The organism is Streptomyces sp. NPDC002520, from assembly GCF_053595235.1.
Window position 1 is genome coordinate 220,650 of the sequence record NZ_JBSFXG010000012.1, and the last position, 20,196, is coordinate 240,845.

At 68.9% G+C, this 20,196-nt stretch carries 20 protein-coding genes and 1 pseudogene; 14 read left to right on the forward strand and 7 right to left on the reverse strand.

The window, feature by feature from the left end; all coding sequences use genetic code 11:
* The first annotated feature begins 15 nt into the window (after window positions 1-15).
* From ACWD5D_RS19505 to ACWD5D_RS19530, 6 genes are all read left to right on the forward strand, one after another.
* Window positions 16-471, forward strand: a complete 456-nt coding sequence (locus ACWD5D_RS19505; RefSeq protein WP_451373945.1) for a hypothetical protein — start codon at window positions 16-18, stop codon at window positions 469-471.
* A 72-nt stretch (window positions 472-543) separates the two neighbouring features.
* Window positions 544-1,377: a transposase family protein gene (locus ACWD5D_RS19510; RefSeq protein WP_451373946.1), complete on the forward strand. Its 834-nt coding sequence runs from the start codon at window positions 544-546 to the stop codon at window positions 1,375-1,377.
* A gap of 714 nt (window positions 1,378-2,091) precedes the next feature.
* On the forward strand, window positions 2,092-3,213 hold the full coding sequence (locus ACWD5D_RS19515; RefSeq protein WP_451373947.1) for a winged helix DNA-binding domain-containing protein: 1,122 nt from the start codon (window positions 2,092-2,094) through the stop codon (window positions 3,211-3,213).
* Between the two features lie 97 nt (window positions 3,214-3,310).
* A complete protein-coding gene (locus ACWD5D_RS19520) occupies window positions 3,311-3,757 on the forward strand; it encodes an aromatic-ring hydroxylase C-terminal domain-containing protein (protein ID WP_451373972.1) in 447 nt (148 codons plus the stop codon).
* Window positions 3,758-3,959: 202 nt separating this feature from the next.
* A complete protein-coding gene (locus ACWD5D_RS19525; protein ID WP_451373948.1) occupies window positions 3,960-4,487 on the forward strand; it encodes a GNAT family N-acetyltransferase in 528 nt (175 codons plus the stop codon).
* 61 nt (window positions 4,488-4,548) lie between these two features.
* Complete coding sequence (locus ACWD5D_RS19530; protein WP_451373949.1) at window positions 4,549-4,755, forward strand: hypothetical protein; 207 nt, start codon at window positions 4,549-4,551, stop codon at window positions 4,753-4,755.
* Window positions 4,756-5,216: 461 nt separating this feature from the next.
* Here the strand turns inward: ACWD5D_RS19530 and ACWD5D_RS19535 are convergent, their stop codons facing one another.
* Complete coding sequence (locus ACWD5D_RS19535) at window positions 5,217-5,801, reverse strand: class F sortase (RefSeq protein WP_451373950.1); 585 nt, start codon at window positions 5,799-5,801, stop codon at window positions 5,217-5,219.
* A 219-nt stretch (window positions 5,802-6,020) separates the two neighbouring features.
* Window positions 6,021-6,512 (reverse strand): sortase, encoded by a 492-nt coding sequence (locus ACWD5D_RS19540; RefSeq protein WP_451373951.1) that lies wholly within the window; start codon window positions 6,510-6,512, stop codon window positions 6,021-6,023.
* A gap of 299 nt (window positions 6,513-6,811) precedes the next feature.
* On the opposite strand from ACWD5D_RS19540, the gene ACWD5D_RS19545 reads away from it, so the two are divergent.
* Window positions 6,812-7,009: a hypothetical protein gene (locus ACWD5D_RS19545; protein ID WP_451373952.1), complete on the forward strand. Its 198-nt coding sequence runs from the start codon at window positions 6,812-6,814 to the stop codon at window positions 7,007-7,009.
* 41 nt (window positions 7,010-7,050) lie between these two features.
* Here the strand turns inward: ACWD5D_RS19545 and ACWD5D_RS19550 are convergent, their stop codons facing one another.
* From ACWD5D_RS19550 to ACWD5D_RS19565, 4 genes are all read right to left on the reverse strand, one after another.
* On the reverse strand, window positions 7,051-7,434 hold the full coding sequence (locus tag ACWD5D_RS19550) for a VOC family protein (RefSeq protein WP_451373953.1): 384 nt from the start codon (window positions 7,432-7,434) through the stop codon (window positions 7,051-7,053).
* Between the two features lie 526 nt (window positions 7,435-7,960).
* Window positions 7,961-8,530, reverse strand: a complete 570-nt coding sequence (locus ACWD5D_RS19555) for a hypothetical protein (RefSeq protein ID WP_451373954.1) — start codon at window positions 8,528-8,530, stop codon at window positions 7,961-7,963.
* A 1,175-nt stretch (window positions 8,531-9,705) separates the two neighbouring features.
* Window positions 9,706-9,990 (reverse strand): hypothetical protein, encoded by a 285-nt coding sequence (locus ACWD5D_RS19560; protein ID WP_451373955.1) that lies wholly within the window; start codon window positions 9,988-9,990, stop codon window positions 9,706-9,708.
* 331 nt (window positions 9,991-10,321) lie between these two features.
* Window positions 10,322-11,350 (reverse strand): LacI family DNA-binding transcriptional regulator, encoded by a 1,029-nt coding sequence (locus tag ACWD5D_RS19565; protein WP_451373956.1) that lies wholly within the window; start codon window positions 11,348-11,350, stop codon window positions 10,322-10,324.
* A gap of 192 nt (window positions 11,351-11,542) precedes the next feature.
* Here ACWD5D_RS19565 and ACWD5D_RS19570 point away from each other — a divergent pair, with 192 nt between their 5' ends.
* Genes ACWD5D_RS19570 through ACWD5D_RS19600 form a run of 7 tightly spaced genes read left to right on the forward strand, consistent with a single transcriptional unit; the run spans window position 11,543 to window position 19,648 of the window.
* The gene (locus ACWD5D_RS19570; protein ID WP_451373957.1) at window positions 11,543-12,613 is read left to right on the forward strand and encodes a C45 family autoproteolytic acyltransferase/hydolase; all 1,071 of its coding nucleotides are present in this window, start codon (window positions 11,543-11,545) and stop codon (window positions 12,611-12,613) included.
* A gap of 26 nt (window positions 12,614-12,639) precedes the next feature.
* Window positions 12,640-14,268: an amidohydrolase gene (locus ACWD5D_RS19575; RefSeq protein ID WP_451373958.1), complete on the forward strand. Its 1,629-nt coding sequence runs from the start codon at window positions 12,640-12,642 to the stop codon at window positions 14,266-14,268.
* On the forward strand, window positions 14,265-15,284 hold the full coding sequence (locus ACWD5D_RS19580; RefSeq protein WP_451373959.1) for an ABC transporter permease: 1,020 nt from the start codon (window positions 14,265-14,267) through the stop codon (window positions 15,282-15,284). The genes ACWD5D_RS19575 and ACWD5D_RS19580 overlap by 4 nt, the downstream gene beginning before the upstream one ends.
* Window positions 15,281-16,156: an ABC transporter permease gene (locus tag ACWD5D_RS19585; protein ID WP_451373960.1), complete on the forward strand. Its 876-nt coding sequence runs from the start codon at window positions 15,281-15,283 to the stop codon at window positions 16,154-16,156. Before ACWD5D_RS19580 ends, ACWD5D_RS19585 begins: the two co-directional genes overlap by 4 nt.
* The gene (locus tag ACWD5D_RS19590) at window positions 16,153-17,175 is read left to right on the forward strand and encodes an ABC transporter ATP-binding protein (protein ID WP_451373961.1); all 1,023 of its coding nucleotides are present in this window, start codon (window positions 16,153-16,155) and stop codon (window positions 17,173-17,175) included. The genes ACWD5D_RS19585 and ACWD5D_RS19590 overlap by 4 nt, the downstream gene beginning before the upstream one ends.
* A complete protein-coding gene (locus ACWD5D_RS19595; RefSeq protein ID WP_451373962.1) occupies window positions 17,172-17,978 on the forward strand; it encodes an ABC transporter ATP-binding protein in 807 nt (268 codons plus the stop codon). Before ACWD5D_RS19590 ends, ACWD5D_RS19595 begins: the two co-directional genes overlap by 4 nt.
* Window positions 17,979-17,992: 14 nt before the next feature.
* Window positions 17,993-19,648, forward strand: coding sequence for an ABC transporter substrate-binding protein (locus ACWD5D_RS19600; protein ID WP_451373963.1), 1,656 nt, complete (start codon window positions 17,993-17,995; stop codon window positions 19,646-19,648).
* A gap of 272 nt (window positions 19,649-19,920) precedes the next feature.
* Here ACWD5D_RS19600 and ACWD5D_RS19605 read toward each other — a convergent pair.
* Window positions 19,921-20,061 (reverse strand): annotated as a pseudogene (locus tag ACWD5D_RS19605) (AraC family transcriptional regulator); the annotation flags it as partial.
* Between the last annotated feature and the right edge of the window lie 135 nt (window positions 20,062-20,196).

The window sequence follows — 20,196 nt, forward strand, 5'->3', positions numbered from 1 at the left end:
TCTACCATCTGGTCCATGCTGGATCCCGAGCTGCTGGAACGGATCACCGCGCGTCGCGCGGAACTGGACGAACTCGAAGAACAGCTGGCCAAACAGCTGACGGAAGTGCGCGCCGAGCGGGACGAACTCGCCGTCGCCGAACGCGTCCTCGAACGAATGACCGGGCAGCTCGCCGAGGAACGCGCCTCGGCCGCGCCCATGCCCGGGCAGGTGGCCGGACGAGCAGTGATGCTGATCCCGCACCGCGAACCGGGCGTGGAGGAGGACTCGCTCCCGTGGGACTACCAGCGCATCATCGCCGCCGTGCGGCAGGCAGCTGGACCGGTCATGGCCCGCGAGCTCGGAGAGGTGGTGGGAGTGGACGTCAGCGTGCGGTCCAAGCTGGAACCACTACGCAGCAAGCTGGTCAGGCTTGTCGATCGTGGCTGGCTTCGCAAATTGCCCGACGGCCGGTTCGCCACCCGTCTGTGACCAGCAGTACCGCCACTCCGAGAGGCTCGGAACGGGCGTAACCGGGGTTCCCCCGGCGGCCGTTGGAATTGTGTGACGAATACCAAAGAACGCGCCGAGGACACCTGCCCGCTTGTCCACCAGTGCCGCCTGCCGCTGTCCACGCACACCGTCAACCACCTCGCCGACCTGCTCAGGCGCCATCTGAAGGCGATCCGGTCCCGGTGGCGGATCCTGCCACCGGGAAAGATCGCGGTGATCGTCCTGGCCGTACTGCGGCACGACCAGCGCCTTGCCGACATGGCCGGCGGCAACAACGTGTCCGAATCCACTGTCCTCCGCTGGCGCGACGAGCTGATCGGACTGCTCGCCGGCCAGGCACCACGCCTGGACCGCGCCCTGAAGAAGATCACCAAGCAGGGCGGAGAGGTGGTCCTGATCGACGGCACCCTCATCCGCACCCAGCGCCGCACCGGAAGGGCTGACCGGCGGAACTATTCCGGAAAGCACCGCGGCCACGGCCTGCACTTCCTCGCCGTGACCGACGAGAAGGGGCGCATGATCTGGATATCCGCCGCCCGGCCCGGCCGCACCCACGACAACACCGCCGCCCGCCACGACCGCATCCTGGCCCACTTGCGCGCCGCCGGCCTCGGGGCGTTGGCCGACCTCGGCTTTCGCGGCCTGGACAACGACGTTCTCGACCCTGTGATCGTCACCGGCTACATCGCCACTCGTATCCACAAGCTCACTCGAGGTGAGAAGGAGGCCAACCGCGTCCTCGCCGTCGGACGGGCACCGGTCGAGCACGGCTTCGCCCACCTCAAGAACTGGCGGATCCTCACGAAGCTCCGCACCGACCCCGCCCGCGCCACCCGCCTCCTGCGAGCCCTGCTCGTCCTGACGAACCTCGAAATCAACCGCTGACGGATGATGTTCTCCGCAGACTGCCGCTCACAACCAGCACGAGTACCCCGGGGACCGGTCATACCAGCCCTTTGACCTGCGACCTCAGGTTGGCGGAGGCTCACTGCAGTCCACTCCAGTCCACTGCAGCTACCTGCAGTCACCTGCACGCACCTGACGGAGGCCGAGGGCGTCGCTGGACCAACGCGACCCGGCGATCCGCGAGATGGCCCGTCGGCTCGGGCGTGCCCGCCGTCCACGATCAGCCGTGAGCTGTGACGCGACAGCCCTCTGCCGACGTGCCCACCACCGGACCGCCCGGCGCCGTGCTGCGGCAACCGCCGCACCAGCGACGACGCCGGCCGCTGACCTGACGGCCCATCTCGACCGGCGGTCCGAGGCCCGGGGAAAGCACTGGCCGGGCTGGTGCGGCAACGGTTGAATGTCGCTGTGAGAACACCTGGACACCGGCCCGTCAAGCCGTGGAGGGCAAGGACGCAGAGACGCCGGCTCAGCTGCCGGCCAGGGGAGTCGACCCCGATGAGGTGTGCGACGACATGACGCTCCTGACGCACGCCGTTGACGCGGAAGGCGGTGGCGCCTTGCAGAGCGGCGGACCACTGGCTGTGCGGGCGATGCTTGTCGACAGCGGCGGGCACGTCCCGGCCTGGAACAGCCGTCCGTCCTCGCCGACGAACCGCGCACGTTATTCGCCCTGCTGAACTGAGAGGTCAGATGGCCACCACCTCGCCCCAGCCCGCCGGCGTGCTCGACCGGCGGGCTCTCAATCGTGCCTTTCTGGCACGCCAGTTGTTGCTGGAACGACGGACGATGCCGGCCGAGGAGGCGCTCGAACACCTCGTGGGTCTGCAGGCGCAGGCGCCCGTTCCGCCGTACTACGGTCTGTGGACCCGGCTGGAGGACTTCCGCCCCGCTGAACTGGCCGGCCTTCTCACCGATCGGCGGGCCGTGCGTATCGCGCTGATGCGGGGCACCGTCCATCTGGTCACCGCCGCCGACTGCCGCAGTCTTCGGCCCTGCCTGCAGCCGTTCATGGAACGAAGCCTGAAGACCACCTTCGGCAGGGACCTGGACGGGCTGGATCCGGCCGAGGTCGCGGCGGCCGGCCGAAAGCTCCTGGAACAGGCTCCGCTCACCGTCGGCGACCTGAGCACCTCCTTGCGGACGACGTGGCCCGACCACCCCGCCCTCGCGCTCAGCAGCGTCGTCCGCAATCTGCTGCCGGTGGTCCAGACCCCGCCCCGCGGGGTCTGGGGACGGAGCGGACAGACGACGTACGCCACGGCGGAGGACTGGCTCGGCGGCCCCCTGGACGCGGAGGCCGACCTCGACTCCCTGGTCCTGCGCTGTCTGGCGGCGTTCGGCCCGGCCACTGTCAAGGACGTCCAGACATGGTCGGGGCTCACGCGGCTGCGTGCGGTGATCGAGCGCCTGCGTCCGCGGTTGGTGTCCTTCCGCGGCGAGGACGGCAGCGAGCTGTGGGATCTGCCGGACGCCCCGCGGCCGGATGCCGGCACGCCCGCGCCTGTTCGCTACCTGGCCCCGTACGACAACGCGATCCTCTCCCACGCGGACCGCACCCGGATCATCAGCGACGATCACCGCAAGGCGATCGCGACGAAGAACGCCGCGATCCCGGGGACGATCCTGGTCGACGGGTTCGTCGCCGGAGCGTGGCGGGTCGACCGGGCGCGCGCGACGACAACGGTCGACGTGCAGCTCTTCCACGCGGTGGGCAAGCGTCAGCGCGCCGAGCTCGTGGAGGAGGGAGAGCGTCTCCTGCTGTTCGCGTCGGACGGCGAGGGAGAGCGGGCGCTTCGCATCGCCGACGCCTGACCGCAAGACCGACGACGAGGGGCGGGCCGGCCGGGGTGCTCCCGGCCGGCCCGCTCCTCCTCTGTTCCTGCACGGGAGCCGGTCGGCCTCAACTGCTCTGTCGGGCAACGCTGGTCAAGTCGGCGGGAACGTCCCGCCGGACCTCGCCCGCGCACTCCGCCCGGGCGGGCGGCAGTTCGCCGTCGACCAGCTCCCGCATGCGTGGCGCATCGACACCGCCGGGCACCGTCTACCCGCCCTGGACCTGGCCGGCTGCGAAGGCTTCAGCGTGGTGACCGGATTTGCCGGAGCGGCCTGGGCGGAGGCGGCAGCGGTGTGCGCGGCGGAGTTCGGCATCCCGCCGAGCGTGGTCCGCATCGACGAGGACGGCGCCCGCGACGTCTGCGGCTCCTGGCAGTGGGTGAACGACGGCCTTGACGAGCGCGGTTGCCTGCTCGTCCGCCCGGACTGCGTCATGGCCTGGCGCCACCCGGTGCCGGTGGACGGATCCCGCACGGACGACCGCCGCACTGCGCGACAGCCGACGGCGGTGCTTCACCGGTGAGGGCGGCGCTGCACCGCTGACGGCCGTGCTCCAGCGCTGCCGGCGGTGCTGCATCCGTTGGCGTTTCCCCCGACCCGATCATCCTTGGCGAGGCGCTCGTTGAAATCGACGATGCGCGTCGTCGACCTCACCGGAGCGGTCCGCCAATGGGCGACATCCGCGAAAACATGTCGAGAAGGAAAGGAATGCTAATCTCCGCGGCATGCCCAGACTCATCGAGCCCACCACCCGTTTACGGGCCTCGTGGACGCAGGCGCGTGAGGAGTGGGGTCCCGACGCTCATCAGGACGGAAGCGGACTGCGGCTGGCAGGTCCGGATCTCGACAGCGTCACGGGCTTCGAGGAGTGGGTGAGGTGCCTGCGAGCGCAGTCCGACCGGTCGCTGCCCCTGCCGCAGGGCCGTGTGCACGCGACGCACCTGTGGATCGTCGAGGACGACACCTATCTGGGGGCGATCGACGTACGGCACTACCTGAACGACTTCCTGCTGGAGGGCGGCGGCAACATCGGCTACAGCGTGCGCCCTTCGGCACGTCGGCGAGGGCACGCCACCTGGGCCCTGCGCTCGGTCCTGCCCAAGGCACGCCGTCTGGGCCTGGAGCGGGTCCTGTTGACCTGCGACGACGACAACACGTCCTCCGCGCGCACGATCGAGGCGAACGGCGGTGTCCTGGAAGACGTGCGCACCACCCCTCTCGGGGTGAAACGGCGTTATTGGATCACGCTCTGACACCGCGTCCGGTGACAGTGCCGGGCCGGCGGCACCACCGGGCAGTGCCGGGCCCGGCGAGGTGTCGGGGCCCGCGGGGTGCGAGCTCGTCTTCGGCCGGGTGCTGCACGCCGCCGCGAAGGAGGCCTACGTCGTCGACGGCCGGCCCAACTCCGAGCTGTTGCGCCCCCTCACCAAACTCGGCGGAGACGAGTGGGGCACCCTGGGGAACATCATCCACTTGAACCGCATCCCCTACGAAGAGCCCTTGCCCGGTTCGCCGACGTGATTTGGTTGCGGAGACTCACATCACACACTCTTCGCTGTCACACCTTGTCGGGCTGTCCAATCTGTTGCGCGCAACGGCGAGACGGCCTCTTCAAGGTCCTCCGTCGGCGAGGACCGTTCGAGACCCATGATCCTGCCGTCTCCCTTCCCCGGTCACAGCCGGCTACTGGCGGGACCAGGCGGTTACCGCGCCCACGGACGGCTCCGAGCCCGGATCCCAGGGCAGGCACCCTTCGGAAGACCGATGTGCCGCCGGACAGGAAGCGCACGACGTGTTCACCTGCAGCGCAAACCGCGGTTACCGAGAGTCATGAGGCGTGCGCATTCCTGCCTCTCCAGTGTGAGTCGGGCCGGAACGATGCGCATCGCATAAGCGGGTGAGAGTGGATGGCGGGCGGCGTTGTGCCGACGCGGTAGTCGGCGTCGGCGTCCCCGTCCCGCGGTCAGCGCCCGTTCGGCCGACTACGTCACCCCGGTCAGCGTCGCGTAGACCACGATGTTGCCCAGGTAGCCGGTGCGCTTGGTGTAGCCGCCACCGCAGGTGATCAACCGGAGTTCGGGCCGGCCGGAACTGCCGTAGACCTTCTTGCTCGGGAACTTCTTCCTGTCGTACAGCTCGACGGCGCGGACGGTGAACACCGCTGTCCGCCGGTCGGCCCGGCTGATCTCGATGGTGGCGCCCTCGGTCAGGGCGCCGAGGTCGTAGAAGACACCGGGGTCGCCGGTGGGTGTGTCCAGATGCCCGGTGGCGATGGCGGTTCCTGCCGAGCCGGGAGCCGTTCCGTCCCCGTACCAGCCGACGGCGCCGGGTTTGCCAGGGGGTGGGGTCCGCAGCGCCCCTGCCGCATCGAGGCCCACTCGTGTCATCGGGGCGTTCACGCCGATGGCGGCGATCCGGAGCCGGACCGGGACCGCGGCAGGCAGCGGATGGACCGGGCGGATGAGGTCTGCGGAGGTTGACAAGGCCTGGGCCGCCGAGGGCTGCGGCGGCTGCGGTGGCTCCTTGTCGTGCAACCCGCTGATCAGCAGCAGCACACCTGCCGTCATCGCGCAGGCCGGAAGAAGCACTCCAGGGATGAACGGATCTCGGAAAGCGCTGATGTGGGGTCTGGGTGCCATCGCGGTTGAGCCTTTGCATCACGGCGGGCGCGTTGTAGCGAGTGGTGTGGGCCTCGCGGTGGGCGGGCCTCTCGGCTACCGGATCGATTCCGTTTCGGGGGCCGGTTACAGGCCGAATTGGACGGGGCCGCCGGCAGGGTCGGACCGTCAGGTCAGGTTGTCGTTCCGGCGGCGGCACATCCAGACCACACCCCCGGCGGCCGCCGTGACGAGCAGGCCCCCGCCCAGGGTGAGCCCCATACCCGTGTCCTCGGCCGGTCCGTAGCCGGCGCTGACTGAGCCGCTCGGAGGGCGGCCGGTGACCTGGTACGTTTCCGTGACCTTGGTCAGTGGCGGACATTTCAGGGTGACCGTGTCGCTGCCCGGCTCGGTTCCTTCCGGGATCTCGAACTGACCGGTGAGTACCCCCTCCTGTTCGCCCTGGAAGAGGTGGAACTCTCCCGCCACTTCCGACCAGCCCTTGCCGTAGTCCGCGTCACGGGCGCAAGCCCTCGTACTGACCGTGACCGTGGAACCCGGGTAGGCATTCGATGGGTCGATACGGACAGTTGAGTCATCGTTGGCAGCAGCGGCCGGGATCTGCAGTCCGAGGGCGCCGAGAGCCAGGCCGATGCCCGCACCCATGTGTGTGTAGCGCATGCGAATCCTCCAACGGAATAGTGTCCGGCCTGTCTGCGCGGCGCCTCTCCTGTGTTCCGCTCACGAGGCAACCGACAGTCCGTCAGTTCCGCAACCCGACGAGTCGCCAAATGTGTCACCCGGTCAGGTGCTGCGGCCTTCCTCCTTGCCCGCTTACGCAGGTCACCGACGCGAAGATCATCAAGGCTGATCACCCACCGCCCCGTCCCCATTACGGTGAAAGTCGACGGGGCGGTCTGCACAGTGTGGTCTGCCTCAGGCCGGCGCGGCGGGGGCTGCGTGACCTTCCCTGCGGGGCGGTGTGCCGCATCGTCACGTTCGTCCGCCAGTACGCGGCGACCGGCAGCGCCCGCTCCTCCAGCGGAGGGCCCCGGCCGGACCTCGAATGCGGCGTCAACCGCCTCAAGAGGCACCGGGCCGTGGCCGCCCGATACGGCAGGCTCGCCGTCCGTTGCGAACGGACCGTCCTCGTCGCGGCCATCAACGCGTGGCTGTGACCAGCACTCATGGGAAACCGGCCGGGTGGGCCGCGCAAGCGTCAGGAAGTCATGGCCGCTCGGTCGGACTCGCTGCGCAGAACGCAGAACTCGTTTCCTTCGGGATCGGCAAGCACCGCCCAGCCGGAGCCATCGGGATTCCGGTGATCGGTGACAAAGGTGGCGCCGAGGCTCAGCAGCCGTTCCACCTCCTGCTCACGCGAGGTCTCTGGGCGCAGACACAGATGGATCCGGTTCTTGACCGTCTTGGATTCGGGCACCTGGTTGAAGTGCAGCACTGGTCCCTCCGCCAGCAGGACCTGAGCCTCCGGATCCCCCGGTTTGTCCTCCGGATGCAGCGGACGGCCGGTCACCCCGCTCCAGAACCGGGCCAGCTCGTAGGCATCCGCACAGTCGATCGCCACGTTCTGCAATACCGAGACCATGCGTGCGAGCCTTCCTGATCTCGACTCCGGACGCCACCAGGTTGCGCTCGTTGTTCGCGCATACGGCAGGGCCAGGGCGGCGCGCTCGGCGTCGGTGAAGTACGGGGCGTGAGGCGGGCGCCTTGCCATGCGAGCACTTCGAACCCGGAAGGACGGGCCGAACCGGCTCCGACCCGGCGAAGCAAACAGCGTGGTCCGCCACCTCAAGGAGTGGCGGGCCACGCCTGCGTCCACGGTGCCACACCCGTTCCTGTTGCGCACGGGCTGGGAAGGTCCTCAACGGCCTCCGGGTGCGGGCCTGCGCTGTTGATGCCTGGCAGCGAGAACGTCGTCGTGGTTTCCGGTGCCGAGAGCGATCTCGGTCGAGTGCTCCGTTGGAGGCATCGACGGCGTGGATTCGCAACTCAAGGGCTCGGCCTACCAGATCAGGCACCAGTAGCCCTCGTAGCTTCCGATGCCGATGCGCGTGCCTTGTGGGACGAGGTTCGGGTCGGGCAGGCCCACGGACGCCATCGAACATGCGGGGTCACCGACAGCCCCGGCCGCGGCCATCCGCCGCGCGGCCGCCACCGCGGTGGGTGAGGTGGTCCATGTCGTCGTCGGGCCGGTCCTGATGGTGGCCGTCGGGGTGGGGGTGGGAGAAGGCGGACGAGCGGTGGGAGACGGTGCATGAGGGGCGGGAGACAGCGGACGAGCGGTGGGAGACGGTGCATGGGGGGCGGGAGACGGCGCATGGGACGAAGGGCTTGGAGCGGTGGACGTCCTGGGTCGCGAGGGCGGTATCGGGGGTGTGCTCGCTGGTGTCCGGGCGGCATGCGGTGTCGGCTGCGTCGTCCGCGGGGTCGTCGTGCGCGCGGGCGGCGGGAGGACGGTCGTCGGGCGGTGTGCCGACGGGTTGCTCGGTGCTACCGGTTGCGTGCTCGCCGGCGTCCGTGACGGTCGGGGCGCAGGGGTGCTTGTGGGCGCCGACGGTGTGGTGCCGGACGTCTCGGGTGCAGGGGTACGGGATGGCCGCGGGGACGGTGTCGGCAGGGAGATGGTTCCCGAGGCTGAGGGGCTGGGGCGGGGCGTACCACCCTCCGGCATCGCCAGCCACACGCCCACGCCCACGCCTGCCAGCACGACCACAGCCGCGCCGGCCGTGATCCACGGGGCCTTGCGAGACTGGCGCCGGTGACGGCTCATGCCTCCCACTGTCGGCCCACCTGCGGACGACTTCAACCGGGGGTGTCGCGGCTCGTGGGCGCGTACAGGCTCGACCTCGATACGGCAACCGCGTGAGCGGTCGCCAGGGCCCACTCGTCCTGCGACAACCGGTCCCACCTGCGCAGGCGCGGTATCAGGGCAGTGACCCCGGAGAAGAAGGACCGGACTGCCATCCGAGAGAAAAGGGCCGAACCGAACGTTGATCAGTACGCGATACGCGTCCTGCTGTACACCATCGTCACGGAGATCCGTCAGCCGTCCTGACTGCCACGCGAAGGCGGCCGGAACGGTCGTCCGGCACCCTGAGGAGAGCGATCGCCCACGAGGGTGATCGCGGCCCAGGTGACGAGCGATTCCGAGTGCTGCTCAGGTCTGGCACTGCTTCGTGGACGCGGAAGACCAGTTGCTCCAAACAGCACCGTCGGCCCGGGCATGCACTCGGATCTCGACCCTCACGGGGGCGCATACCCGGGTCGTGCTTCCCACCTCGACGGGACCGATCTCCTCGCCGGCCCTGACATAGGAGCGGCCAGTGCCCACCTTCGTCCAGGAACCGCCATCAGGACGTGAAAATGCTTCGTAGGAGATGTTCAGCCCCACTTTTCCGGTATTGCGCGCCTTGATGTACGCCGCCACGTCTCGTGTGGGGAAGGGGCCGGCAGATCCTCGCTGAGCGCTGATACAGCCGTTGACGGCTACGCGCCCAGTAGACGCACCCCCGCCACAGGCGATCCCTACTGCATGCGCGTTGCTCGGAATTGACAGCATGGTGAGCGCTACTGCGCCCAGAACCGTGCCGGTACGCCTCAGTCGCAAGGCCCTGGTCCCCTCTTTGAGTTCGTCTCCTCCGACGAGACCATGGCCCGCCCTGGAGCGAGGTATGCCATTCCGTCGAATCCTCACTCAAATGGCTACAAGTGGCGCTTCAACGGCAGGGCGTCGGTCGCCATGAGATGTGGCATGTCAGCCCGGCGTGCCAGTTGCGCGAGGTCATGCTGTCGGTTGCGTGAATGGTCAGGTCAGCAGCACGGGGATACTGGGGATCGAGCCCCACGGCGGAGTCCGCTACCCAGCGGCAACGACCTGGCCGGCCGTGACCTGAGGAGGATTGGGAAGCAGCGACGCGAGGTTGTCCCGTACGAAGTCCGCCGCCCTCTTGACCGACTCGTCCGCCCCGGCCTGGTCGGCATAGACGCTGGTAGACAGCATCACTCCACCCCCGGCGTCAACCCAGTAGTAGGCCACGAAGCCGGGTACTTGGCGGAGGAGGGGGACGAACCCCGCCTCCACTCGACGTCCCGCCTCGGCAGGGTCCGTCACTCCTTCGTACCGCCGAACGACTGCGTACATAGCTGATCTCCTCACGGATCCCGCGGCCACCTTGCTCGAAACGACATACCCCTGGCGCGCGTCTCCCGCTCGTGGAACGTTCGGAAGACGCTCGGATAGGCGCATGGGTCATCCGAACTGGGCACCTGCTGCGGGCGGGCGAAACGGGGCGTCACGGAAAACCGGTCTGGTTTGTTGGGCGATCACTGTGCTGGTGGCCTTCGTGGCAGCGGCCCGCATTCCAGCGGGTGTTGACACATCACCAGCGGCCCCATCCGCACTTCGTCCTGGCAAACCCGACGTATGCCGAACCGACCCGGCAGCGGTCACGGTCGTCCCGGCTCGGCCCACATCACGTGTTCGTGTCCGGGCGTCGCGACGATGCCCGGACCCGGAACCGGGCCGTCGTCAGGACCGGCCCCGCGCTCGGCTCGCCCGCGATGCGTGCCTGGAGGAGGTCGAGCAGGGCCAACGTCGTTTCCGCGGCGTGGAGTTCGACCGCCGAGATGGCGGGCCGGCTGTGCCGGGTGTGCTCGGAGTCGGAAGCCGCGGCGAGCATCGTCCGGTCGGGCACGGTGACGCCGCGAGACGTGAGGCCCGCGAGCACTCCGGCCGCCTGACGTCCGGTGTGGCACAGGATCGCATCGGGGATCCCCTCGTCCACGATCGCGTGCGCGATGTTCTCGCCGCCGTGCTCGCCGGCGCGCTCGGCCGACGCGTAGACGCGCGGTGTGATCCCGACGCTCTCGCACCATGCGCGGTACAACGCCTCGCTGTCGATGTTCCACGCGTTGGGATCGGTTCCGCGCAACAGCACGATCGATCGGGCACCGGACGCGGCGAAGTGTTCGTAGATGCGCCGGAAGCTCAAGTTGTCGTCCTCGGTGGCCCAGTCGGTGAAATCCGGGCGGCTGGGATCGCGTCCCAGCGTCACGTACGGGATCCCACGCCGTTCGAGGAGACTGATCACCGGGTCATCCACATGCGGCATCGTCACGATGTACCCGTCCAGCGACAGCGCCAGTGGCGGCGTCGGCCGCCTCGTCGGGTCGGGCACCAGCATCAGACTCAGCCCGCGGTCCATCGCCTGGGCCGAAACAGCACCGATGTAGCGACTGAACACGTCAACTCCCCGCGGCGCGTACTCGCCCAGCGCGTCCAACGACCGCATGACGAGTCCGATCGCCCCGACCGACGAACGTCGCAGGCCGCGCGCGAGGGCGTCGGCCTGGTACTCCATCTCCTCGGCGATGGCCCGCACGCGCAGTCGGGTGGCCGTGCTCAGCGTCCCGGTGCCGTTGAGGGCCATCGAGACCGCCGCGACCGAGACGCCTGCGCGCTGGGCGACGTCGCGAATGGTGATGCCCTTCGATCGAGCCACGGCGACCTCCTTGGTTCGTACCGTCCGCTGTTGCCTCATGTCGCCGGAGCGTGGTCGCCGACGCGGGCCGGGCGGCAGTGAGTACAGAGAGTGACGTCGGCGACACCATTGTATTAAACGTTTTACCTACCTAGCGTGTCGCCCGCCCCTCACCGTGACGGGCCTCACAGGCAAAGGTCGGACAGCACCACCATGAAGCTCCACACCCTGCGCACGACCACCACCGACTCCCGCGACCGTGGACGCGAGATCGGTACGCGATTCGCGGACCAGGTGCGTGACGTCAGCGCCCGCTACCTGGCGCATTTCAAGGTTCTGGGCATCTCGGAAACGACCGTCCGCGACGTCGTCGACCACAGTTACGACGCCTTGCGCGACTGGTACCCGTCTCTCGTCGAGGAGTCCGACGGGATCGCCGAGGCGTCGGGAATCGAGCCGTGGCAGGTGGCAGCGGTCGGCGCACGGACCGAAGTACTCGCCGCCGCGCCCGGGAAGGGCGAGTGCACGACCGCCGTGCACCTTCCGCCCCTTGGCGGCCCGCCCGAGACGATCCAGACGTGGGACTGGCACGACTCGCTCACACCGGACGGCCTTCTGCTGTCGCTCGTGACCGGAACCCGGCGCCGGGTGAAGCTCTTCACCGAGTTCGGCACGGCCGCGAAGATCGGGGTGAACGACGCTGGCCTCGGCCTGCATTTCAACATCCTGCACCATCGCTCCGACAACGCCGCCGGCGGCGTGCCCGTCCACGCTGTCGCGCGTCGCGTCCTCGAGGAGGCGACCACGGTGGCGGAGGCCCGCGACATCGTCGCCTCCGCGACCGTGAGCGCGTCCACCGTGCTGACCGTCGCGACCTACCGGGACGGCCACGCCGCGGCGGCGTCCATCGAGATGTCGCCCTCCGGGTTCGCCGTGGTGCACCCCGAGGCCGACGGCTGGGTCATCCACACGAACCACTTTCTCGATTCCGGCCTCGCCGGCTGTGACACCAGCATTCCGGCGTCGGTGTCGGTCGAGCGGCACCAGCACGCGCAGGCGGTGCGCGACAGCATGACCGGCCGCTCCGCACAGGAGCGCGCGGCCGCCTTCTGCGGCGGCGACGGCGGCGCCGCCGTGGTGTGCGTCCGTGCCGACGATTCCCAGCCGGACCACGAGCGGTGGAGCACGTTGCTCACGGCATCTCTCGACGTTTCCGGCTTCGCCCTCGAGTACCGGGCAGGCAACCCCGACGCTGCGGCCCGCGAGGGCCTCGACCGGTTCTGAGCAACCCGATGGACAAGGACACGACCATGCCCGCTCACCTCTACCGCAACGCCCGGATATTCACCTCCGACCAACGCCCCTGGGCCGAGTCGCTCGTGGTGGTCGGCGACCGGCTCGCCTACGTCGGCGACGGCGCCACCGCAGCTCGTGTGGCCGGACCCGATGCCCTGATCCACGACCTCGACGGCGCGACCGTCCTCCCGGGATTCGTCGACGGCCATGCGCACGTGGTCGGCACCGGCGAGGCGGCGGTCCAGGTCGATCTCTGGGGCGCCAACACGGTGGAGGAGATCCAGCGGCGCATCCGGACGTGGGCGCAAGAGCACCCCGACGCGCCGCGCGTGCTCGCCACCGGGTGGAAACACGGCGACATCCCGGGCGGCCTGCCTGATCGGGGCATGCTCGACGCCGTCGTCGCCGACCGGCCCGTCTACGCGCAGGCCTACGACTTCCACTCCATCTGGCTGAACTCGGCCGCTCTCTCGGAAGTCGGCATCGACGACACCACGGCATCGCCACCGGGAGGAACGGTCCACCGCGACGAGCGGGGCGCGGCCACCGGCCTGGTCGACGAGACCGCGATGCACCACCTCGTGTGGCCGGTCCTCGACCGCTTCGCCAGTGACTCCGACCGTGACGAGGCCCTGACGGTCGTCCTTGCGGCGTACGCCGAGTCCGGGATCGTCGGTTCGACCGAGATGGCACTGGTCGAAGGCGACTACGAGGCGATGCGCCGTGCCGATGCGGCAAGCGCCCTGACCACGCGCATCGCCGCGTTCTGGCGCGTCCAGCCCACCGGCGACGAGGGGCGGAACCTCGCGCAGGTCGAGCGCGCTGTCGAACTCGCCACCCACCGCTCGACCCCGTTCCTGCGCGTGACCGGCATCAAGGTCATGGTCGACGGAACCGTCGACGGGTGCACCGCGTCGCTCGGAAAGCCCTACGTGAACGGCACGAACGCCGACCCGATTTGGAGTCTTGCCGAACTCGCGCCGGTGGTGGCCGCCGCGGACGCGGCCGGCCTGCAGGTCGCCATGCACGCCATCGGTGACGAGGCGATCCGGGTCGCGATCGGCGCCGTCGAGCACGCCGTCGCTGTCAACGGCCCCAAGGAGCGCCGCCACCGCATCGAGCATCTCGAAGTCGTCGACCCCGCGGACATCGACCGCCTGGCAGCACTCGGCATCACGGCGAGCATGCAGCCCGTGCACGCCGATCCGGCCATCCAGGAGAACTGGCGGCGCGTCCTCGGTGACGAGCGGGTCGACCGCGGCTTCCCGTGGCCCGAGATGACCGAGGCCGGAGCCACGCTCGTGCTCGGCACCGACTCCCCCACGTCGCCGCATGCGCCGCTGCCGAACATGTTCATCGCGGCGACACGGCGTTCGGCACTGGATCCGTCGCTGCCCGCCAACATCGCGAACTACGCGCTGCCGCTGGCGGACGCGATCGTGCACGCCACTCGTGACGCCGCCTGGGCGAGCCGCTCCGAGCACCTGCACGGCCGTCTCGCCGAGGGGCTGTACGCCGACTTCATCGTTCTCGACCGGGACATCTTCGCCCGGCCGCTCGAGGAACTGCTCGACACGCGAGTGCTGCGGACCGTCGTGGGTGGCCGTGTGGTCCATCACGCACAGCCGGGGGTGAACCGATGAGTGACGCCACCATGCCGGCACCCGTGCCATCGGGGCAGGTGAAGGCGAAGCGGCGGCCCGCCGGGGTGATGCTGCGGTTCATCGCCGCTCGCATCGTGGGGCTGCTGGTGACCTTGTTCATCGCGAGCCTGGTCGTCTTCGGAGCGCTCTACGCCGCGCCGGGAAGCCCGCTCACCTATCTCACGCACGGTCGCACCATGAGCCCCGACGCGATCGCCGCGATCAAGGCCGAGTACCACCTCGACGACTCCATCTGGCAGCAGTACCTGAGGTGGCTGGGTGGCGTGGTGCACGGCGACTTCGGAACATCGATCATCTACAACCAACCGGTGTCGTCGCTGGTCGGAAATCGCGCCTCCGCGACCACGTTGCTCGTCCTCATGGCCGCGGCGATCGTCCTGGTGGTCGGGTTGGCCATCGGCACTCTCGCCGGCCTGAGGCCCGGTTGGTTGTCGCGGTCGGCCATGGCAGGCGCGACGGGCGTCATGGCGGTGCCGACCTTCGTCGGAGCGGTCGTGCTGATCATCGTCTTCGCCGTCGACCTGGAGTGGTTCCCGGTGTTCGGCGCCGGCCGTGCGGGCCTCGACCAGGTCTACCACCTGGTTCTTCCGTCGATCGCGCTCGCGCTCGCCTCGGTCGCGTTCGTCGCGCGACTCGCCCAGACCGCGATCCGGCAGGAGCTGTCGGCCGATCACGTGCAGACGGCGATCAGCCGCGGACTGCCCCGCGGGGTCGTCGTACGCAGACATGTGATGCGCAACGCCGCGATGCCGGTGCTCACCGTCGCGGGTCTCACGATCGCGGGTCTGATCGCGGGAAGTGTCGTCGTGGAACAGGTCTTCCAGCTCGGCGGGCTCGGTCAGTTCCTCGTGAACTCGGTGCAGCAGAAGGACTTCCCCGTCGTGCAGGCGATCTGCCTGGTGTACGTCGCCGCCTTCATCGTGCTGAACACCCTCATCGACATCGCCTACACACTGCTCGACCCGCGCGTGTCGATCGGGAAGAAGGACTCATGAGCACGACAGCAGCGGTGCGACGTATCGGAGCGCGAAAGGCCGGCCGGCGCACGACGCGTCGTACGAGAGGCATCGGCATGTCCGGTTGGGTGGCGATCGCCCTCCTCGGACTCGTCGTCTGCTTCGCCGTCCTCGCACCACTCCTCTCATCACAGGATCCGAACGCCGTCAACCTCTCCGGCGCGTACCAGAGTTCGAGCGGCGCGCACCTGCTGGGCACCGACGCGAGCGGGCGGGACCTTCTCTCGCGCCTCGTCCACGGCTCCCGGACCGCACTGATCGGGCCGTTCCTCGTCGTGGTGATCTCGACGCTCCTCGGGACGATCCTCGCGCTCGCGGCCGTGTGGTTCGGCGGCTGGTTCGACCAGATGGTGGTGCGCGTCGTCGACGCCGTGTTCGCCTTCCCCGGTCTGCTGCTGGCGATCCTGGCGACCGCCCTGTTCGGGTCCGGCCTGAACGCCGCCGTTGTGGCGCTGTCCATCGCCTACGTCCCCTACATCGCGCGCATCGTGCGGAGCGCGGCGCTGCGCGAGCGCTCGCTGCCCTACATCGCGGCACTGCAGGTTCAGGGCGTGCACGGATCGCGGATCGCGTTGCGGCACATCCTGCCCAACGTGGGCGGGCTGATCGTCGCCAACGCCACGCTCGCCTTCGGGTTCGCCCTGATGGACCTCGCCGGCCTCTCGTTCATCGGCCTCGGGGTGCAGCCACCGACCTCGGACTGGGGCGCGATGGTCGGCACCGGTATGGCCGGTGTGCTGCAGCAGCACCCCCAGGAGGCTCTGTTCGCCAGCGCACTCATCGTCATCACCGTCGGCGCCGTGAACACACTCGGCGACCGGCTCACGGAGCGCTGGGAGGCACGCTCGTGAACGCACTTCTCGAAGTCGACGGCCTGACCGTTCGGTTGCCGGTCGCGGGCGAGTTGCGCACCGTGCTGCGCGATGTCTCGTTCTCGCTCGACCGTGGAAGCACTCTCGGTCTGGTCGGCGAGTCCGGTTCGGGCAAGTCGATGACGGTTCGCACCATCGCCCGTCTGCTGCCCGACGGCGCCGACGTCCGGGGTGGTGTCCGCTTCGACGGCGCCGAGGTGTTCGACCTTCGCACCGACGCCCTGCGGTCCTACCGGGCGAAGGACGTCTCGATGATCTTCCAGGACGCACGGGCCTACACGAACCCCGTGCGTACGATCGGCGACTTCCTCACCGAGGCGATGCGCACCAACGACCGGATGCCGAAGCCCGCTGCGCGCAAGCGCGCGCAGGAGCTGCTCGCCGAGGTCGGGATCGGGGACCCGGAGCGCCGGCTGCGGCAGTTCCCGCACGAGCTCTCCGGCGGCCTGCTCCAACGGGTGATGATCGCCGCCGCGGTCGCCGCGCGGCCTCGGCTCATCCTCGCGGACGAGCCGACGACCGCCCTCGATGTCACCACCCAGGCGGAGGTGATGGCGATTCTCGGGCGCATGCAGCGCGAGTACGGCATGGCGATGCTCTTCATCACGCACGACCTGGAGCTCGCCGGTGCCGTGTGCGACGAGACGATCGTGCTGTACGCCGGCCAGGTCATGGAGCGCCAGTCCTCGGTGCGGTTGCACGACGACCCGCTCCACCCCTACACGGCCGCACTGGTGCGGGCACGACCCGAGATCGGCCGGCGTGTCGATCGGCTGCCCGCGATCACCGGTCATCCGACCACCGCCTACGAGGCGCCGGACGGCTGTGCTTTCGCACCGCGCTGTCACTTCGCACAGGAGGGGTGCCGGACGGGAGTGCCACCCCTGCTGCAGATCGGTCCGTCGGGGACCCGGTGTGTCCGGATGCCCGGCCTGCGCGGCCGGATGGTGCCGCAGGAGCACGTCGGCTCCGCTTCGAACGAGGAGGTCCAGCGATGACCGAACCGCTGCTCGTGGTCGAGCACCTGACCAAGACGTTCGGCCGTGGGCGGGCCGAGGCGACCGCGGTCGCCGACGTGAGTTTCGCCCTGGCCCCGGGCGGAGCGCTCGGCATCGTCGGTGAGTCCGGCTCCGGCAAGACGACCACGGCACGGATGATCATCGGCCTGGAGCGTCCCTCCGGCGGTCGCATCATGTTCCGTGGCGAGGACCGCACACACCCGGCGCGTTCCGCACGCAGCCGCCGTGAGCGGGGCCGGGACATCCAGATCGTCTTCCAGGACCCGTACACCTCGCTCGACCGTCGCCAGCGCATCGGCGACTGCCTCACGGAAGTCGTCGGCGTGCACTCCCGGCTCGGCCGCGACGAGACCAGGAAGCGCGTGAGCGAACTCGCCGAGCTCGTCGGACTCGACGACCGGCAGCTCGCGGCACTGCCGAGGTCGCTCTCCGGAGGGCAGCGCCAACGCGTTGCCATCGCCCGCGCGCTCGCCGCCGATCCGGACATCCTCATCCTGGACGAGGCCGTGTCGGCCCTGGACGTCTCGATCCAGGCACAGATCCTCAATCTGCTCTCGGACATCCGGCAGAAACGCGGCGTGAGCTACCTGTTCATCAGCCACGATCTCGCCGTCATCCGCCAGGTGACCGACGACACGATCGTCATGCGTCACGGCGCCGTCGTCGAGCAAGGGCCCACCGCCGACGTGCTCGACAACCCTCAGGACCCCTACACCCGCCTCTTGCGCGACAGCGTCCCCCACAGCGGGTGGGACCCCGAAGCCATCACAGCCCGACACTGAACGGAAGTTCCGCAATGTATTCATCCCGCCCACGCAGACGGGCAACGACACTCGCCGTCGTCGCCGCCGCGACCACCCTCGTACTGGCCGGCTGCTCCGGAGGGAAGTCCGGCACCGAAGCGGCGACCGGGTCCTCCGACGCGCTGACGACCTTCACGCCCAAGGGCCCGGGCTCGGTCGACTCGATCACCTGGAACGTCTTCCAGGGCGAGCCCCAGACCATCGACCCCTTCCAGTCGGCCGACTACACGCCGAACATGATCAACTCGAACATGTGCGAGACACTGCTCGCCCAGACGCCCGACTACCGGATCAAGCCCAATCTGGCGACATCGTACTCGAACCCCGACGCGACGACCTGGGTCTACAAACTGCGCAGCGGCATCACCTTCTGGGACGGCTCGCCGATGACCGCCGACGACGTCGCGTGGAGCATGCGGCACAACCTGACGGACAAGTCGAGCTTCTACGGCTACCTGTACTCGAACGTCGCCTCGATCGCGAAGACGGGCGCCGGCGAAGTGACGGTGAAACTCAAGAAGCCGGACTACCTCATCAACGACGAGTTGGCGAGCTTCGCCGGTGTCGTCGTCCAGAAGAAGTTCTACGAGCAGCACGGCAAGAAGGTCGGTACGCCGGGCGTCGGTGTCATGTGCACCGGCCCGTACAAGTTCGGCAAGTGGACGCAGGGTCAGTCGATCAAGGTCAGCCGCTACGACGGCTACTGGAACAAGTCGCTGCCTCTGAAGGTGAAGAACATCGACTTCACCTTCCTGACCGACGACTCCGCGATCACCTCCGGCCTGCTCTCGGGCCAGATCGACGGAACGTACGGTCCGCCGATGGCCGGGCTGGCACAGCTGAAGGCATCGCCGGCGGGCAAGCTCTACTCGGGTCCCGCGCCACTGGCCGTCACGCTCGTGGTCGCGAACCAGAAGGGTGCGATGGGCAACGCCGACGTGCGCAAGGCGCTCCAGATGGCCATCGACTGGAAGGGCATCGGCGACCATGTGTACGGCGGTGAAGGGACCCCTGCTTCGCTGCAGACCGTGCCGGCCGTGTACGGCTTCGCGAAGGACGACCTGACCTCGTACGCCGACTCGGTCAAGACCGATGGCTCCGCGAAGATCGAAGAGGCGAAGAAACTGCTCGCCGGCGTCCCGGCCGACGTGAAGTCGAAGCGGATCAGCCTCGTGGTTCCGCAGCAGGCGGAGACGCAGCAGCTGGGTATCGGGATCAAGGACGCGGCCGACAAGATCGGCTTGAACTTCAAGCTCAACGTCGTACCCGCGACCGGCTACTCGAACTACCTGTACGACCCGGCGACGCGTGGCGACACCGACCTGCTGTACACGCAGTTCTGGCCGAACATCCCGAACCCGCTCGACTGGCTGGGCCTCACCGCGGTGACCGGCGGCACCTTCAACCAGTCCGGCTACACCGGCATCGACGGGCTCTACGCCAAGGCGATCGGCACGAAGGACGACAGCGCCCGCTCCAAGCTGGTCGTGCAGATGGAGCGGAAGCTGCACGACGAGATGAATCCGATGTTCTCCGGCATCCAGCTGACGAACGACGTGTGGCTCGGAAGCAAGATCACCGGGGCGCCGGCGGCGTTCGACTACGTCTACTACCCGTGGGCGGCCTACCTCAGCGGAACGGGCAAGTAGTTCTCGCGGGAACGGTGCGGGGCTTGTGTGCGGTTGCCGGACGTCCGGTTCGTCGCGCCGGTCCCGCCTGCCTCTTGGCCGACTCGGCGAGCAACCTGAGGCCGTACCCGAGGAGATCCCGGGATCCCAGGCTCCCCGGGATCCCGGGCCTCCTGGACCGAGTGGCCGAAGTGCCGGACCCGCGAGATCCGCGCGGTGCACGGCACACTTCCGAGTCGGTGCGGCACGCCAGGGCGGCCCGGTCCGAACCCGGGCCGCCGCGTGGCGCTCGCTCAGGCGGCGGATCGTTCCACGGGAATCCACAGAGTCGCGTCCGCCCGCGCCCCGTCGTTCGAAAGCCTCACCCGCAGGATCTCGGGTCCCGGCCTGCTCTGGTACGGGTTCGACGGGAACCACTGCTTGAAGGCTCCCCTCCCTGAAGGGAGGAGATTCTCCACCCTCCAGGGCTGATGTGGGATTCACGGCTCAGGCTGCCTCTTGGTCCAGCGGACCAGGAGGTCTCACGCCCTCGACACCGTCCGGGTTCCAACCTGCCCGGACCAGCATCA

Excerpts from the sequence above, each read along its gene's own strand:
- ACWD5D_RS19525 (WP_451373948.1), top strand. The coding sequence starts at position 3,960 with ATGCCCAGACTCATCGAGCCCACCACCCGTTTACGGGCCTCGTGGACG.
- ACWD5D_RS19570 (WP_451373957.1), top strand. The coding sequence starts at position 11,543 with ATGAAGCTCCACACCCTGCGCACGACCACCACCGACTCCCGCGACCGT.
- ACWD5D_RS19575 (WP_451373958.1), top strand. The coding sequence starts at position 12,640 with ATGCCCGCTCACCTCTACCGCAACGCCCGGATATTCACCTCCGACCAA.
- ACWD5D_RS19515 (WP_451373947.1), top strand. The coding sequence starts at position 2,092 with ATGGCCACCACCTCGCCCCAGCCCGCCGGCGTGCTCGACCGGCGGGCT.
- ACWD5D_RS19560 (WP_451373955.1), bottom strand. The coding sequence starts at position 9,990 with ATGTACGCAGTCGTTCGGCGGTACGAAGGAGTGACGGACCCTGCCGAG.
- ACWD5D_RS19580 (WP_451373959.1), top strand. The coding sequence starts at position 14,265 with ATGAGTGACGCCACCATGCCGGCACCCGTGCCATCGGGGCAGGTGAAG.
- ACWD5D_RS19505 (WP_451373945.1), top strand. The coding sequence starts at position 16 with ATGCTGGATCCCGAGCTGCTGGAACGGATCACCGCGCGTCGCGCGGAA.
- ACWD5D_RS19600 (WP_451373963.1), top strand. The coding sequence starts at position 17,993 with ATGTATTCATCCCGCCCACGCAGACGGGCAACGACACTCGCCGTCGTC.
- ACWD5D_RS19550 (WP_451373953.1), bottom strand. The coding sequence starts at position 7,434 with ATGGTCTCGGTATTGCAGAACGTGGCGATCGACTGTGCGGATGCCTAC.
- ACWD5D_RS19535 (WP_451373950.1), bottom strand. The coding sequence starts at position 5,801 with ATGACGGCAGGTGTGCTGCTGCTGATCAGCGGGTTGCACGACAAGGAG.
- ACWD5D_RS19540 (WP_451373951.1), bottom strand. The coding sequence starts at position 6,512 with ATGCGCTACACACACATGGGTGCGGGCATCGGCCTGGCTCTCGGCGCC.
- ACWD5D_RS19585 (WP_451373960.1), top strand. The coding sequence starts at position 15,281 with ATGAGCACGACAGCAGCGGTGCGACGTATCGGAGCGCGAAAGGCCGGC.
- ACWD5D_RS19595 (WP_451373962.1), top strand. The coding sequence starts at position 17,172 with ATGACCGAACCGCTGCTCGTGGTCGAGCACCTGACCAAGACGTTCGGC.